The sequence below is a fragment of the Bradyrhizobium sp. GW821-FHT13H05 genome, assembly GCF_058804065.1.
The window spans coordinates 1-14,016 of the sequence record NZ_JBXAPO010000024.1 but is presented as its reverse complement, the minus strand read 5'-3'; the positions used below and the strand labels follow the sequence as shown (position 1 = coordinate 14,016).

Annotated in this window: 17 protein-coding genes; 11 read left to right on the top strand and 6 right to left on the bottom strand. The window is 62.1% G+C overall.

Features of this window, described 5'->3' with window-relative positions; translation table 11 throughout:
- Positions 1–6: 6 nt before the first annotated feature.
- The 9 genes from mce to AC1RR3_RS37410 all read left to right on the top strand — a co-directional run bounded on the left by mce (position 7) and on the right by AC1RR3_RS37410 (position 8,278).
- Positions 7–411 (top strand): methylmalonyl-CoA epimerase, encoded by a 405-nt coding sequence (mce, locus tag AC1RR3_RS37450; RefSeq protein ID WP_492830182.1) that lies wholly within the window; start codon positions 7–9, stop codon positions 409–411.
- A 10-nt stretch (positions 412–421) separates the two neighbouring features.
- On the top strand, positions 422–697 hold the full coding sequence (locus AC1RR3_RS37445) for a DUF1467 family protein (protein WP_492830180.1): 276 nt from the start codon (positions 422–424) through the stop codon (positions 695–697).
- A gap of 31 nt (positions 698–728) precedes the next feature.
- A complete protein-coding gene (locus AC1RR3_RS37440; RefSeq protein WP_492830178.1) occupies positions 729–1,076 on the top strand; it encodes a hypothetical protein in 348 nt (115 codons plus the stop codon).
- Positions 1,077–1,106: 30 nt separating this feature from the next.
- Complete coding sequence (mtnK, locus tag AC1RR3_RS37435; protein WP_492830176.1) at positions 1,107–2,399, top strand: S-methyl-5-thioribose kinase; 1,293 nt, start codon at positions 1,107–1,109, stop codon at positions 2,397–2,399.
- A 229-nt stretch (positions 2,400–2,628) separates the two neighbouring features.
- Positions 2,629–4,218 carry an ABC transporter substrate-binding protein gene (locus AC1RR3_RS37430; RefSeq protein ID WP_492830175.1) on the top strand — a complete coding sequence of 530 codons (1,590 nt, stop codon included), beginning with the start codon at positions 2,629–2,631 and terminating at the stop codon, positions 4,216–4,218.
- A gap of 52 nt (positions 4,219–4,270) precedes the next feature.
- Entirely contained in the window at positions 4,271–5,194 is a 924-nt protein-coding gene (locus AC1RR3_RS37425; protein ID WP_492830173.1) for an ABC transporter permease, read from the top strand.
- Positions 5,191–6,012: an ABC transporter permease gene (locus tag AC1RR3_RS37420; RefSeq protein WP_492830171.1), complete on the top strand. Its 822-nt coding sequence runs from the start codon at positions 5,191–5,193 to the stop codon at positions 6,010–6,012. Before AC1RR3_RS37425 ends, AC1RR3_RS37420 begins: the two co-directional genes overlap by 4 nt.
- Complete coding sequence (locus AC1RR3_RS37415; protein ID WP_492830170.1) at positions 6,009–6,989, top strand: ABC transporter ATP-binding protein; 981 nt, start codon at positions 6,009–6,011, stop codon at positions 6,987–6,989. Before AC1RR3_RS37420 ends, AC1RR3_RS37415 begins: the two co-directional genes overlap by 4 nt.
- 269 nt (positions 6,990–7,258) lie before the next feature.
- Complete coding sequence (locus tag AC1RR3_RS37410) at positions 7,259–8,278, top strand: ABC transporter ATP-binding protein (protein WP_492830168.1); 1,020 nt, start codon at positions 7,259–7,261, stop codon at positions 8,276–8,278.
- 83 nt (positions 8,279–8,361) lie between these two features.
- Here the strand turns inward: AC1RR3_RS37410 and AC1RR3_RS37405 are convergent, their stop codons facing one another.
- The 5 genes from AC1RR3_RS37405 to AC1RR3_RS37385 form a co-directional block, all read right to left on the bottom strand.
- Positions 8,362–9,063: a DUF8548 family protein gene (locus AC1RR3_RS37405; RefSeq protein ID WP_492830166.1), complete on the bottom strand. Its 702-nt coding sequence runs from the start codon at positions 9,061–9,063 to the stop codon at positions 8,362–8,364.
- Entirely contained in the window at positions 9,060–9,680 is a 621-nt protein-coding gene (locus tag AC1RR3_RS37400; RefSeq protein WP_492830164.1) for a 7-cyano-7-deazaguanine synthase, read from the bottom strand. Before AC1RR3_RS37400 ends, AC1RR3_RS37405 begins: the two co-directional genes overlap by 4 nt.
- On the bottom strand, positions 9,680–11,017 hold the full coding sequence (locus AC1RR3_RS37395; protein ID WP_492830162.1) for a nucleoside 2-deoxyribosyltransferase: 1,338 nt from the start codon (positions 11,015–11,017) through the stop codon (positions 9,680–9,682). The genes AC1RR3_RS37400 and AC1RR3_RS37395 overlap by 1 nt, the downstream gene beginning before the upstream one ends.
- Positions 11,014–11,409, bottom strand: coding sequence for a hypothetical protein (locus tag AC1RR3_RS37390; protein WP_492830160.1), 396 nt, complete (start codon positions 11,407–11,409; stop codon positions 11,014–11,016). The genes AC1RR3_RS37395 and AC1RR3_RS37390 overlap by 4 nt, the downstream gene beginning before the upstream one ends.
- 277 nt (positions 11,410–11,686) lie before the next feature.
- The gene (locus AC1RR3_RS37385; protein ID WP_492830158.1) at positions 11,687–12,313 is read right to left on the bottom strand and encodes a LysR family transcriptional regulator; all 627 of its coding nucleotides are present in this window, start codon (positions 12,311–12,313) and stop codon (positions 11,687–11,689) included.
- A gap of 128 nt (positions 12,314–12,441) precedes the next feature.
- Between AC1RR3_RS37385 and AC1RR3_RS37380 the strand changes: the two genes are divergently transcribed.
- On the top strand, positions 12,442–12,834 hold the full coding sequence (locus AC1RR3_RS37380; RefSeq protein ID WP_492830156.1) for a RidA family protein: 393 nt from the start codon (positions 12,442–12,444) through the stop codon (positions 12,832–12,834).
- A gap of 46 nt (positions 12,835–12,880) precedes the next feature.
- Entirely contained in the window at positions 12,881–13,585 is a 705-nt protein-coding gene (locus AC1RR3_RS37375) for an L-2-amino-thiazoline-4-carboxylic acid hydrolase (RefSeq protein WP_492830154.1), read from the top strand.
- 144 nt (positions 13,586–13,729) lie between these two features.
- Here the strand turns inward: AC1RR3_RS37375 and AC1RR3_RS37370 are convergent.
- A partial coding sequence (locus AC1RR3_RS37370; protein WP_492830152.1) for a transposase occupies positions 13,730–14,016 on the bottom strand: 287 nt, incomplete at its 5' end.

The window sequence follows — 14,016 nt, the reverse complement described above, 5'->3', positions numbered from 1 at the left end:
AGAAACATGCTGGGTCGCCTCAACCATGTCGCGATCGCGACCAGGGACGCCATCAAGGCTGCAAAGATTTACGGCGCGGCGTTCGGCGCTGAGATCTCCGAGGCCGTGCCGCTGCCCGAGCATGGCGTCACCACGGTGTTTGCGACGCTGCCCAACACCAAGATCGAGTTCATCGAGCCACTTGGCGAAGCCTCGCCGATCGCAAAATTCATCGAGCGCAATCCCGACGGCGGCATCCATCATGTCTGCTACGAGGTCGTCGACATCATCGCCTCGCGCGACACGCTGGTGAAGGAAGGGGCGCGGGTGCTCGGCGACGGCGTGCCGAAGATCGGCGCCCACGGCAAGCCGGTGCTGTTCCTGCACCCGAAGGACTTTTCCGGCGCGCTGGTCGAAATCGAGCAGGCGTAAGGCCGCACCCATGGCCATCCAGCTCTCGACCGCGCTTGCGATCTACTTCGTGATCTGGTGGATCGCGCTGTTCCTGACGCTGCCGTTCGGCGTGCGCAGCCAGCACGAGGACGGCGTCGGCGCCCCCGGCACCGACCCCGGCGCGCCGGTCCTGACGCGGATGAGGAGCAAGCTGATCTGGACCACGATCATCTCGGCGATCATCCACGGGATCGGCATCGCGGCCTATCACGCCGGCTATCTCTCGATCGAGCGCCTGTCGAAATTGATGGGAATGCCGTTCTAGAATTTCCTGTTTGCGTTATTGGGGGACCCATATGACTTTTCAGAGGATCGTCATCGCGCTGCTGGTGCTGATCGTCGTCGGCCTCGGCGCGATCGGTTATGTCGAATGGAAGATGGCGGTGCAGGTGCGCACGCTGAAGGCGTTCGTCGAGGGCTATGTCTTCAACGAAGCCGTGATGGCCTGCGAGCAGGCCAAGAGCTCGACGCCGTTCAAGTGGAACGGGGGCAAGAGCACCTCGGTGATCGGCCTGAACTCGGTCAAGCTGGACAAATACAACGTCAGCGCCAGCTACACGCTGGTGGCGGACAGCGTCTATTGCGATTACGATCCCATCAAAAGAAAGGCCGAGATCGGCTCGAGCTTCCTGGAGCGGGAGTAACGATCCGGCCCATATATGGGATGGATCGTCATGACCGGAGACCGGGCCGGGGACTACCGCATTCTGCATGAGGCGGCGTTGCGGGATTATCTCGCCGGCGTGCCGGACCTCGTGGCGCTGCTCGGCGCCGAACCGGTGTCGTGGTCGATCACCGAGGTCGGCGACGGCAATCTCAATCTCGTCTTCATCGTCAAGGGCGACCGTGGCGGCGTCGCCGTGAAGCAGGCGCTGCCCTATGTCCGCCTCGTCGGCGAAAGCTGGCCGCTGCCGCTGTCGCGGGCTCATTACGAATACCTCGCTCTGTCCCGGCAGGCCGAGCTCGCCCCCGGCCTCGTGCCGGCTCTGCTGCACCACAACGAGACGCTGGCGCTGACGGTGATGGAGCTGCTCGAGCCTCACATCATCATGCGCAAGGGGATGGTTGCCGCGGCGCAGTACCCGCGTTTCGTCGACGACATCACGACCTTTATGGCGCGAACCCTGTTCTTCACCTCCGACCTCGCGCTGTCCGCCGCTGAGAAGAAGCAGGGCATCGCGGCCTTCGCCGGCAATCACGCGCTCTGCAAGATCACCGAGGATTTGATCTTCACCGACCCCTACCGCATCGCCGAACAGAACCGATGGACCGCGCCTTACCTCGACGGCCTGGCTGCGTTGTTGCGCGATGACATGGAGCTGCATGTCGCGATCTGTCGCCTCAAGCTGAAGTTCATGGCAAGCCCCGAGGCGCTGCTCCACGGCGACCTCCACACCGGCTCGATCATGGTGACCGGGAGCCAGACGCGGGTGATCGACCCCGAATTCGCCTTCTACGGCCCGATGGGATTCGACGTCGGCGCCGTGCTCGCCAACCTGCTGATGGCCTATTTTGCCTCCGCTGGCCACGAGCGAACGCCGGGCGAACGAGCTGGGTTCGAGCGCTGGTTACTGGAGACCGTGGAAGCGGTCTGGACCGAATTTTCGCGAAAATTCCTCGACCTCTGGCGCGCCGGAGCCGCCGGCGATGCCTATCCCGCCTCGCTCTTCACCGGCGCGCAGGGCGCCGCGCGTCTGGAGGCCGAACGGCAGGCCTACATGCAGCGGCTGTTCGCCGACACCGTCGGCTTCGCCGCCGCAAAAACCATCCGCCGCATCTTCGGCCTCGCCCACAACATCGATTTCGAGCTGATCGAGGACCCGCGCAAACGGGCGATCAGCGAAGCACGGGCGGTGCGGTTGGCCAGGGCGATGATGGTGGAGACGGGGACATTCCCGGCCATCGCGGATGTCACAGGTGCTGCGCGGAAGCTACGCGATTGGCAACCGGATTTCGCAACCGGCTAGAGCGTGTGGTCCTCAATCGGGGGCTCCCGGGCTGCGGCTCGCATCCGTTGGCGGCTTCAACCGCCGGCGCCGGGCGAGGGGGGCCGCCTTCCGGAACCGGCAGCGAGCCACCCTCCGTCTGGGGCTGCGCAAGGTTTGGTCGCCATCAAGACGAAAAGAGAAGCTTGCGTTCGACGTGCGGTGAATGGTCAACTCGCTGACTGAATACGCCTGCTGTGCCGGAGGGACCATGATGTTCAGGATAGTGGCGATCGTCGCCGGTTTGGGACTGGCGCTTGCCACCTCGGCGCAGGCCGAGAGCCCGCGCAAGGGCGGAACCATCCGCATGACCGCGCCCTACGGATCGAGTTTCACCAGCCTCGACATTCACACCACCCAGCGCGCCCAGGACGAGATTTTCGCCAAGGCGCTGCACCGGTCGCTCTACATCTGGAATTCCGCAGAAGGAAAGCCGGTGCTGGAGCTTGCCAAGGAGGACGTCGTCTCGGGCGGCGGCCTCGTTCACACCTTCAAGCTGCGCGACGACGCCTATTTCCACAATGGCCGCAAGATGACGGCCGACGACGTGATCTGGTCCTATAACCGCATCATGGACGGCGCCAAGGCCTATCCCGGCGCGCGCTTTGTCCGCGTGATCGAGGGCGCCGCCGCGGTCGAGAAGGGCCAGGCCAAGGAGATTTCCGGCCTCAAGAAGATCGACGATTTCACCATCGAGATGAAGCTGACCGAGAAGGTCGATCCCGGTTTCTACTTTTTCACCGCGCTGACGTCGATCTATCCTGCGGACGAGGCCGTCAAGGAAAGTTTCATCCAGAAGCCGATCGGCCTTGGGCCGTTCAAATTCGTCGAGCACGTGCCGGGATCGCGCATCGTGCTGGAGCGGTGGGACCGGTTCTACAAGCCCGGCAAGCCCTACGCCGACAAGGTCATCGTGTCGGTGATGGGCGAGGCCGCGGCACGCGACGTCGCCTTCCGCAACAAGGAGATCGACACCTCGGTGCTCGGTCCCGCGCAGTACGTCGCCTATCAGTCCGACGCGGACCTCAAAGGCACTATCGTCGAGGTCGCCGAGGTCTTCACGCGCTACATGGGGATGAATCCCGCCTTCAAGCCGTTCACCGACAAGCGCGTCCGGCAGGCGATCAACTATGCGATCGACACCGATCTGATCATCAACAAGCTGGTCAAGAACAAGGCCTATCGCGCCACCAGCTGGCTGCCGCTGACCTCGCCGCTCTACGACAAGACCATGAAGCCTTACCCCTACGATCCCGCCAAGGCCAAGCAGCTGCTCGCTGACGCAGGCTATCCCCAGGGCTTCGAGTTCGAATGGACCACCAGCCAGAACGAGAGCTGGGGCCTGCCGATCGTCACGGCCGTCATCCCGATGCTGGACAGGGTGGGGATCAAGGCGAAGGTCAAGCAGGTCGAGGCCGCGGTGCTGTCGGAGGTGGTCCGCAGCGGCGACTACCAGGCCTACGTCTATTCCCAGCAGACCGGCCCGGATCCCCAGGCCGCACTCAAATGCTTCCACTCGTCGACGCCGCAATCGGCCTGCAACTACATGAACTTCAAGAACCCCGACTTCGACAAGCTGGTCGACGAGGCCGGACAGTCCGACGACGTCGCCAAGCGCGGCCAGCTGCTGCAGAAGGCCAATGCGCTGCTCTATGACGAGGCGCCGGTCTGGTTCTTCAACTACAACAAGGCCGTCATGGCGGTGCAGCCGTGGCTCCACGGCGTTCAGCTCAACGCGACGGAGCTGACCCATCAGAACGTCGAAGACCTCTGGGTCGACGAGACCTCGCCCGCGAAGTGACACGCGCTCCCTTCATCGCGACATCAGATGGAGGGAGAGAGGATAAGTGCCGATGCTCTCCTTCTTGATCCGTCGCCTTCTGCAAACCATTCCGACCGTGCTTGCCGTCGTGCTGCTGGTGTTCGTTCTGTTCAGCGTCGTTCCCGGCAGCATCGCCTCGACCATGAGCGACGACGCCGATCCTCAGGTCGAGCTGCGCATGAAGAAGCAGCTCGGCCTCGACCAGCCCGTCTACATGCGCTTCGGCACTTACATCGCCAGGCTTGCGACCGGTGATTTCGGCACCTCGTTCCGGACGCGCGAGCCTGTTACGACCATGATCGCCAAGCGGGCGTGGCCGACGCTGCAACTGATCTTCGCATCCATGGCATTCGCGGTCGTGCTCGGCGTGCCCTTGGGCTTCATCGCCGCGCTGCGGCCGGGCGGGATCGTCGACAGCGCAGCGATGGTCCTGGCGGTGTCGGGCCTGTCGCTGGCCAAGTTCTGGCTCGGACTGCTGTTGATGTATTTGTTCGCGCTGAAACTCGGCTGGTTGCCGAGCTTTGGTTATGGCGACGGCGGCGGCAAATATCTGATCCTGCCGGCCGTGACACTCGGCGTCTCGCCGATGGCGCTGCTGGCCCGGACGACGCGCGCCGCGGTGCTCGAGATCATGCACGCGGACTTCGTCCGCACGGCGCGTTCGAAGGGCATGAGCGAGACCAGGGTCGTGAAGTGGCACGTGATGCGCAACGCGCTGGTCCTCATTCTCACGACCATGGGCCTGCAATTCGGCGCGTTGATGGGGCAGGCGGTCGTCGTCGAGAAATTGTTTTCCTGGCCGGGTATTGGCTCGCTGCTCGTCGACAGCGTGCTCCAGCGCGACATTCCCGCCGTGCAAGGCTCCATTCTCGTGGTCGTGCTGTTCTTTCTCGCGATCAATCTGCTGATCGACCTGCTCTACGGCGTGATCGATCCCAGGATCAGATACGCATGAAGCTCCGCGCCAATCTCGTCATCGGTGGTGTCTTGTTCGCGCTTGCGATCCTGGTCGGCCTGCTCGCGCCCTGGCTGGCGCACACCGATCCCGTGCTGGACGCCAATCTGATGAACGCCGAGGAGCCGCCGAGCTGGACCTGGTGGTTCGGGACCGACGGGCAGGGCCGCGACATCTATTCCCGCGTCGTCTATGGCGCGCGCATCTCGCTGACGGTCGGCATCGTGTCGCAGCTGATCAACAGCGTCATCGGCGTGGCGCTGGGCCTGAGCGCCGGCTATTTTGGCGGCTGGTGGGACGATGTCGTCAACGCCTTGACCAATCTGATGCTCGCGATCCCCTCGCTGATCTTCGCGCTGGCCATCATGGCGGTGCTCGGGCCCGGCCTGACCAGCCTGCTGATCGCGCTTGGCCTGACCAACTGGTCCTTCACCTGCCGGATCGCACGGGCCTCGGCGCTGTCGCTGAGGAGCCAGGGCTATGTGCAGGCCGCGACCGTGCTCGGCTATGGCGATGTGCGCATCATGATCACGCAGCTGCTGCCGAACATGCTCGGCCCCCTCATCGTCATCGGCACGCTCGGCATGGGCAGCGCGGTCCTGTCGGAAGCTGCCTTGTCGTTCCTCGGTCTCGGTGTCCGCCCGCCGTTCCCGAGCTGGGGCAGCATGCTGTCGGAGGCCCGCGACCAGATCACGACGGCGCCGTGGCTCTCGGTGTTTCCGGGTCTTGCCATCTTCCTGACGGTGCTCGGCCTCAACCTGCTCGGCGACGGCCTGCGCGATATCCTCGATCCCCAGTCGCGGAGCCGCCGCACATGACGGGCGCGCCGCTGATCGAAGTCGAGGATTTGCGCATCGATATCGATGACGGATCGAGGCGCGTTGCGGCGGCGGAGGGTGTTTCGTTCCGCATCGATCGCGGCGAGACGTTCGGCCTCGTCGGGGAATCCGGCTGCGGCAAGAGCATCACGGCGCTCGCTCTGATCGGCCTGTTGCGGCAACCCTTGTCGATCGGCGCCGGCACCATCCGGTTTGACGGCCGGGAGATCCAGCACCTTTCCGCGGCCAGGCAGCGCGAGCTGCGCGGCAATCGCATCGCCATGATCTTCCAGGAGCCGATGACGGCGCTGAACCCGGTCTCGCCGGTGGGTCGGCAGATCGCCGAGATGTTCGTGCTGCACCAGGGCAAGAGCTGGCGGGACGCCAACCAGCTGGCGGTCGAGGCGCTGGCGAATGTTCGCGTCCCCGCGCCGGAGCGCCGCGTCAAGGACTACCCGCACCAGCTGTCCGGCGGCATGCGCCAGCGCGTGATGATCGCCATCGCACTCGCCTGCGGACCGGATCTCCTGATCGCCGATGAGCCGACCACCGCGCTCGACGTCACCGTGCAGGCGGAGATCATCGAGCTGATGCGCAATCTCTGTGCCGAGCGGGGCACGGCGATCCTGATGATCAGCCACGATCTCGGCCTGGTCGCCAATGTCTGCCGCCGCGTCGCCGTCATGTATGCCGGCCGCATCGTCGAGGAGCGCGGCTCGGCCGATATCTTCCGTGCGCCGGCGCATCCCTATACGCAGGGCCTGGTCGACTCGCTGCCGCGGCTGGGCAGTCGCGCCGCGCTTGGCCGCACCCGCCTCAAGGAGATCGCCGGCGTCGTCCCGGCCATCACGAATTTTCCGGATGGCTGCAGGTTCAATCCGCGTTGCGCGCAGGCGACCGATATTTGCCGGACAGTCGTGCCGACCGCGGATTTGCTCGAGGCTGGCGGTTTGGTCAGGTGTCACCACCATGCATAGGGCAGGGCAATCGCATATGGATTTCACGAGGACGGCGTTGGCTTGCTCCGCCTCTCCCGCTTGCGGGAGAGGCGGACGCGCTCGCAGAGCGCGGCGGGTGAGGGCTCTCACCCCACGGGGATATCCTCCGCAATTCTCGACAACCCCGACGCGGAGACACCCCCACCCCAGCCTTCTCAGCGCGAGCGAAGCTCGTCGCGGCCCGCAAGCGGGAGAGGGAGCCCAGTGCCGACGCCGCCGCATCGTGCACGCCATATGCGATTGCCCTGATGCATAAGGGCGGAGCGGACGATCTCATTCTCAGCGTCGAGGATCTCGCGGTTCATTTTCCGCTCGGCGGCGGTCTGCTGGGCCGCAGCCAGCGGCTGCTCCGTGCCGTTGATGGTGTCGATCTCAAGCTGAAGCGCGGCGAATGCCTCGGTCTCGTCGGCGAGTCCGGCTCCGGCAAGTCGACGGTCGCGTTGTCGATCCTTGGCCTCCTGACGCCGACGCGCGGCCGCATCGTGCTGGACGGGCAGGTCGTGACATCAAGGCAATCCGGCGATCGCAAGGCGCTGGCCCGCATTGTGCAAATGGTGTTTCAGGATCCCTACGCCTCGCTCAACCCGCGCCAGACCGTTCGTCGCACGCTCGAGGATCCCCTGCGCGTGCACGGCGTGACCGCAAAGAGCGAGATCGAGGACCGCGTCGCAACGATGTTGCGGCATGTCGGCCTGCGGCCCGAACAGGCGGGCCGCTATCCCCATGAATTCTCCGGCGGCCAGCGCCAGCGCATCGGCATTGCGCGTGCGCTGATCCTCAATCCCAAAATCGTCATCTGCGACGAGCCGGTCTCGGCGCTCGACGTCTCGATCCGCGCCCAGATCATCAATCTGCTGCTGGAGCTGAAGGAGACGCTCGGTCTCTCCTACATCATGATCAGCCACGACCTCGGCGTCGTCGAGCACATGAGCGACAAGGTCGCCGTGATGTATCTCGGCCGCATCGTCGAGAATGGCGACTGGCGCGAAATTTTTGAACGGCCCGCGCATCCGTACACACAAGCCCTGATCGCGGCCATTCCTGATCCGTTACACCATGCGCCGCTCGCGACGACGGGCGGCGACCTTCCCAATCCACTCAATCCGCCGAACGGATGTGCGTTCAGCCCGCGTTGTCGTTACGCGGAGGACATGTGCCGCCACGAGCCGGGGCCGGTGCTGGAAACGCGCCCCGACGGGCACACGGTGAGGTGCTGGCGGAGTGAGGAGATTGCGGGCGGGCCGGTGTTGGCCGCGACGGAAAGCTGATGTCTTTAGGAGAGAGGCAGATGTAGCTTGCGGCAGGAGAGCCCCAACGGCAGGCAAATGCGCGAGTCATGCAAACATACTAGTCATGCCACAGCGATGGCGCCATCGAATGGGAGCTGTAGCGTAGTCCCAGCTCTTGGCGCGGCTTTCTGATTGGATACGTAAGTCCATATCGACGCATCGAAATGTCGCCGCGAAACACCTAGAAGATCTGCAGCATAAGAAACCACTGTTTGAAGAAAATCATAGTCCGCGGCTGTCACGCCGGCGTCATGCGCAAACGACCTGATGTGCCGATCAACCGCGATGAAATCCAGTCCAACTAAACCGCAGAGATAATCCACGGTCTTCGGCCCAACGCCGTGGATTGCGAGCAGCTTTTCACGGCATGCTGGGCTCCGAAGCCATGTTTGCAATTGCTGAAAGTCATCGACGTTCTCGCGCATGAGTAATTCTGCTAAGCAGACAAAACGTGACACTTTGGTGTGGTGATGCCATTGCAAGAACTCAGAGACGCCGATAGCGGCAATCGAATTGAATGTTCCGGATAGGGTCGCAGCTTCGGGAAAATTGTGAACAATCCTATCAATGCGTACCTTCACAACGGTCCTGTAGTTGAGCCCGGCTTGGAGAGCTGCGTCCGCGAGGATCGCGCCAACATGGCGTACAGGCTCGCGATGCAACTGGTTGCTGCGAACTACGCCCTTCTCTTGGGCCAGTTGCGCAACCAGACGCGCATACCCTAGTGCATTTAGAACGTCGCTCTCGGATTTGGATGGTCTCATGGTTTTACAGAGTCAATCGCGGTAAGTCGCTCAACGCAATTAGGGCACGCCCCGCAGGGCGTATCGCTGAAGAGCTGACAAGAATAGGTCTTGCCAATAGGGACTTTCAGTTCACTTGCTCGCCTGACGACGTCAGCCTTGCTCCAGTCTCGGAATGGCAGCTCGAATCTGATCGGCCCAAGATTACGGGAAAGCGAGTCCAAACTGTTAAGGAAAGTGGCGGAGCAGTCCAATTCTTTGGCATGATTGCTGTTGATAAAGCCTGAGTAGACGGTGTCGAAGCCGCGTGTTTGAGCGATGCAGGCGCCTACAGAAAAGAACAAAAGTGTACGGTAAGGGATGTAAAGCTCATCATCGTCAACGTGCTCTTTCCACAAATTTGGCTCGTTGATCAATCTCGATGTAGAATTTTGATAGATGCTGGAAATATCGACCCGTAGAACGGTCGACGCCAGATCCGAGGTCGGCAGCACTTTTTGTACCGTTTCCCACTCTTTTTGGACGCAGTGCTGCCCGTAGTCGAAGAAGACAGGTTGAAACCGAACTCGCTTCTCTACCAACCAGTAAGCGACCGTGGTGGAGTCGAGCCCGCCCGAACACAAAAGCAACGCGCTCATCAAGCCTCACTCTCACCCTGGCTGAGTAGCTGAAATGTTGCGTTGAGACAGGCGTCGAGATCGGTTGAGTAAAATGAGGACCCTGCGATCACCATCGTATTATTGTTTTTGCCGCTAGGATCGTATGTGACAACGGGGATACCCGCCTCAATGGCGAGCCCGATCTCGACTAGTGTGCCAGGATCACGGTCAGTCGGCACCGCAAATACGAGCTCGCACTTTTTGAGGAGCTCGCAATCCTTGTCGTATATGGTCCGCAATGTGGCCGCGTCTGAGTCTGGTGGAAGTTCGCCGTTCTCGACCACAGGGCGTCGTGGCGCAAAATTGTGATACGTCAATGCCTTCAGAGCCTCGTCTATAGCTTTACGATCGGCTTTGGCGAAGTCGGGCGCTGCAAAATAGATCTGTAGGAGCGGGCGCGCGCTCCATGGAAGAAATGTGCCCCAGAGCGAAGTCATCTCGTCGATTGAAAGGCGCTGATCGCGCTCAACGTACTTCTTGAAAACATCGGGGTGGGTAGTTTGTGAATAGGCAGCGGCAGCATAAGTAGCCCGCCAACCTGCGACAGCGGCGCCCAAAGGGAGGGTCGTCAGGAACGTGGCCGCGAAGACATCGCCGACTCCTACTGAATTGATTGTTGTTCCGAGTTGTGCAGGAAGTGCGGCAGTATTGGGAGGATCAGTTGAGCAGTCGAGCAATTCGGCTCCCCCGCGGTTCTGTTTTAGAACGACGTAATTCGGCTTGGAGCCCGCAAAAGCTGCTGCAACACCACTAAGGGTTTGATCTTGGGTTCGTGCAAATAATGGTGACGACGTTGAAATGAGAATAGTCTCGATTGATCTGTTGATTTCGACGAGTGTTTTGGGCGTCTCGACGTCATAAGCCACATCAATGTGTAGGCGAGCGCTGCTGGGTAGCATCGCGCAAACATCGGCTAAACTAAACGAGCCCGGGAATATCAGCACGTGTTCCGCGTGCGTCAACGTCGCTGAAATATCGATTAGCTTGACCCCCTTTTCGTCTCGTAGCGGCGTATCGTACTCTTGGTCTGCCACTTCGGTCGCATCGAAGATCAAGGTGAGGTTGGGAGCGCCAGTGACTATCCCCAAAAGAACTACTTCGATACATCCAAGCGTCGCGAAGTAGTCGCGGGTCAACTGCTCTAAGTAGCTTGGTAGAATAATTGCTGCGCGGAATGTTTGCCCTAACGCCCAAAAACCGCGGGCAGCGTGAGCGACGCCACCAAGACGTAGCTTGTTTTCCATACCGCGCGGCGTGATCGTGAAGTCAACAAAGACCTCGCCGATGAGTAACGGTACTCCACCTGTCGTAGTCATGGCTGCGAAGAGGGAGCAAAATCTGCGGAAATCGTGGCGACGGCGCCTGTGCCATTTGAAGCAGTGACCGTGCCGGTGTACGTCCAGCCATCCTTCAGGCAGCCCGCAAGGTAATTGTATATTGTTGGAAGATTGCCGACCGTTATGCCTGCGTCTGTTTCCGCCACAATGCGCTTCTTATGCGCTATCCGCAGTTGCTGCCCCGGGGAGGGCACTGTTCCGTTCGCCTTGTAAAAATCGCAGTGCTCAATGTCTTCAAGCGCTACAGCGATAGCCTGAGCACAACGGTCCGGACCTCCGCCACTTCCTCCACCGCCTTCTGTCGACTTGCCCGAGCCTTTACCGGATGAACCTGGATAGTCACTGATCCGGCCGGAACCGCTGCTGCCCATCTCAAACCCCTTAAAAGCATCAATTGCTACGCAACTAAGGGTAGGAGTCAACACGGAAAGCAAGTTCTGAGAGGTTGTACCGCACCATTCGTGGGAGTGGGGCACCTCTCACGACCGATCTGGAGCTCGCTCGGCAGGAACAGACGCCTCAAGTACGAGCTCACGCTTCTGGCACAGCTGCTTGGACAATATCGTGCGAATGCTCTGCTCGACGGGGCAAACGCCCTCGTCGGAGGCGGGCTCTAGACGGCGATTTCTTACTGCTTCGGGGGACGCCTCAACCTCCGACGGCGCCGACCAGACGAGGGCGGCGGTTTGCGAGCGCCTTCTCAACCGGCAGACCGCGCAGCCATTCGCGAAAACTGACGATCTCGGGACAATCCGCTGTGCCTTCAGGCGCAATCAGCCAGTCACCAAGGCCCGATCCCTCATTGATCCGGTCGCAGCGATAGCCCGGATGGTGGCCGAGACCGCGGGCGATCAAGAGATCGACCTTGCCCTCGACCAATTCATGCAGGCCGGCGGGCTGGAGCACGCGCAAGCCGATCTCCGCATGCGCGCCGCGAAACGCCGCCAGATCGAGACGGCGTAAATCGAAGCTGCCATGGGCGCCCAGTTGCAGCAGCACCGCGCCGACCGGTTTCAATTGCGAGGTCGCCTGCGCAATGTGGCGAAAGCCTTCGGAGACACCGGGCAGATAGGCCTGACCGGCCGCGGTCAGGATGAGCTGCTTATGCAACCGCTCAAACAGGGGCACGCCAAGGCGCGCCTCCAGTGTTTTCACCTGCTGCCCGACGGCGGCGGGCGTCACGTGCAGCTCGTGCGCGGCGAGCTTGAAGCTGAGATGCCGGGCGGCGGCCTCGAAGGCGCGGAGCGCGTTGAGCGGGGGAAGGGCGTAGGTCATCGCACCGCAGTTTGACACCGATGGACCGCGGCCTTGCAATAGATTTTCTTGCGCTGAACCGCAGGAAAGATGCTTTGCGCCGGGGCGATGTCGCCGGATACGGTCGGCCCGCAATCCGGAGAAACCCCATGCCCCCAGCCCACATCGTCAGCCACAATCCCGCAACGGTTCACCCGCCCGCCAGCGGCTACTGCATGGGACTTGAAGTCAGGGAGCATCGCCGCCTGCTGTTCATCAGCGGCCAGGTGCCTGAAAATCCCGACGGCACGGTGCCCGAGGGTTTCGAGGCGCAATGCGCGCAGGCCTGGCGCAACGTCAAGAACGTGCTCGCTGCCGCCGGCCTTGGCGTCGGGCATCTGGTCAAGGTCACCACGTTCCTGACCGATCGCAACCAGCTCGTGACCAATCGCGCTGTTCGCTGCGCGATGCTCGGGGAGCACCAGCCCGCGCTGACGGTCGTGGTCGTCGCGACCGTCGACAGCAAGTGGCTGCTGGAGATCGAGGCGATCGCCGCGGAATGAGGCCGGCGTCACCGCCCTTGCAACGACCAATTCGATCAGGTGTCCAATGGCTGAGATGATCCATCCCTTCTACCAGACGCATCGAGGCGCAATGGAAGCCGCCATGCGCGAGCGACTCGACATTGCCGAGGCGATGTTGCGCGGGCGCGCGCAGCTCACGGATATCGACCGGATCAAGCAGGACGTGATGGACGAATTCGAGATCGTCCTCACCCAGATGCCCTATGTCGGCGGCGCGGCAAGCCGCATGAGCGATTTCTTCATGCGCCTGACGGGGTTCATGGCCATCAGCCGGGTGCTGCGGCGGCATGGCGTGCCGGTGCCCGTGATCGGCGAGATCGAGCGGGAGACCTACAAGGCGCAATTGCTGATCGCGCCTGAAGCGGAGCGTCTCGCCGCAGGCCGCCAATTCATGTCGCCGGAGAACCAGGCCCTGCTGCGCGAGCAGGCGGCAAGAAGCGTTACTGAAAGCCATCGAATCGAGTTTCCGGAAGATTTCATCTACGACTTCGTCGAACCGGGTCCAGAGGACAATTTCGAGTTCGGCATCAACTACAAGGCCTGCGGCTTCTGCAAGCTCGCGGCGCGCGATGGCGACAAGGACATCCTGCCGAACATCTGCGGGCTCGACTTCGTCGCCTACGCCGCGCGCGGCATTCGCCTGGAGCGGACGCAAACGCTGGCGGGCGGCGCCAGCCACTGCAATTTCAGGTTCTCGCGGCTCGCGCTGGATGAGAAGACCGAGAGCTAACCGGCGCCCGCAATGCCGGATAGGTGCAGCGAGTGTCGCTCCATTTCCGTCACCCTGAGAGCTTGTGAAGCTTTCGACGGTGCGACCTGTATGGGAGTGCGGGGCGTCTTCTTTTGGAGGCAAGCATCGGCTTTGGGCGCCGGTTTAGGCGGCCCGCTGGAGTCGGTTGCCTTGCAGGATGTTGTTGGTCAGGGCGTACCATAGCACGACGGCGTGGACCTTTTGGATACCGCGCACTGTAAGGAGCCGCAGGTTCCAGTTGCGCCAGCGGGCATGGATGCATTCGCAGATCGAGCGAGGTTTGTACTGGGCCTTGCCCGCCTCGCTTGCCATCCGGGCCCGCCAGGTCAACACGCCCGGGCCGTCGCCGCGCCGCGGCAGGCAGGGATCGGTGCCGTGCTTGGACTGCGTGGGCGGGCAAAAGACCTCAA

Coding starts and splice junctions, on each gene's coding strand:
- mce (WP_492830182.1), top strand. CDS start 7: ATGCTGGGTCGCCTCAACCATGTCGCGATCGCGACCAGGGACGCCATC.
- AC1RR3_RS37445 (WP_492830180.1), top strand. CDS start 422: ATGGCCATCCAGCTCTCGACCGCGCTTGCGATCTACTTCGTGATCTGG.
- AC1RR3_RS37440 (WP_492830178.1), top strand. CDS start 729: ATGACTTTTCAGAGGATCGTCATCGCGCTGCTGGTGCTGATCGTCGTC.
- mtnK (WP_492830176.1), top strand. CDS start 1,107: ATGACCGGAGACCGGGCCGGGGACTACCGCATTCTGCATGAGGCGGCG.
- AC1RR3_RS37430 (WP_492830175.1), top strand. CDS start 2,629: ATGATGTTCAGGATAGTGGCGATCGTCGCCGGTTTGGGACTGGCGCTT.
- AC1RR3_RS37425 (WP_492830173.1), top strand. CDS start 4,271: ATGCTCTCCTTCTTGATCCGTCGCCTTCTGCAAACCATTCCGACCGTG.
- AC1RR3_RS37420 (WP_492830171.1), top strand. CDS start 5,191: ATGAAGCTCCGCGCCAATCTCGTCATCGGTGGTGTCTTGTTCGCGCTT.
- AC1RR3_RS37415 (WP_492830170.1), top strand. CDS start 6,009: ATGACGGGCGCGCCGCTGATCGAAGTCGAGGATTTGCGCATCGATATC.
- AC1RR3_RS37410 (WP_492830168.1), top strand. CDS start 7,259: ATGCATAAGGGCGGAGCGGACGATCTCATTCTCAGCGTCGAGGATCTC.
- AC1RR3_RS37405 (WP_492830166.1), bottom strand. CDS start 9,063: ATGAGACCATCCAAATCCGAGAGCGACGTTCTAAATGCACTAGGGTAT.
- AC1RR3_RS37400 (WP_492830164.1), bottom strand. CDS start 9,680: ATGAGCGCGTTGCTTTTGTGTTCGGGCGGGCTCGACTCCACCACGGTC.
- AC1RR3_RS37395 (WP_492830162.1), bottom strand. CDS start 11,017: ATGACTACGACAGGTGGAGTACCGTTACTCATCGGCGAGGTCTTTGTT.
- AC1RR3_RS37390 (WP_492830160.1), bottom strand. CDS start 11,409: ATGGGCAGCAGCGGTTCCGGCCGGATCAGTGACTATCCAGGTTCATCC.
- AC1RR3_RS37385 (WP_492830158.1), bottom strand. CDS start 12,313: ATGACCTACGCCCTTCCCCCGCTCAACGCGCTCCGCGCCTTCGAGGCC.
- AC1RR3_RS37380 (WP_492830156.1), top strand. CDS start 12,442: ATGCCCCCAGCCCACATCGTCAGCCACAATCCCGCAACGGTTCACCCG.
- AC1RR3_RS37375 (WP_492830154.1), top strand. CDS start 12,881: ATGGCTGAGATGATCCATCCCTTCTACCAGACGCATCGAGGCGCAATG.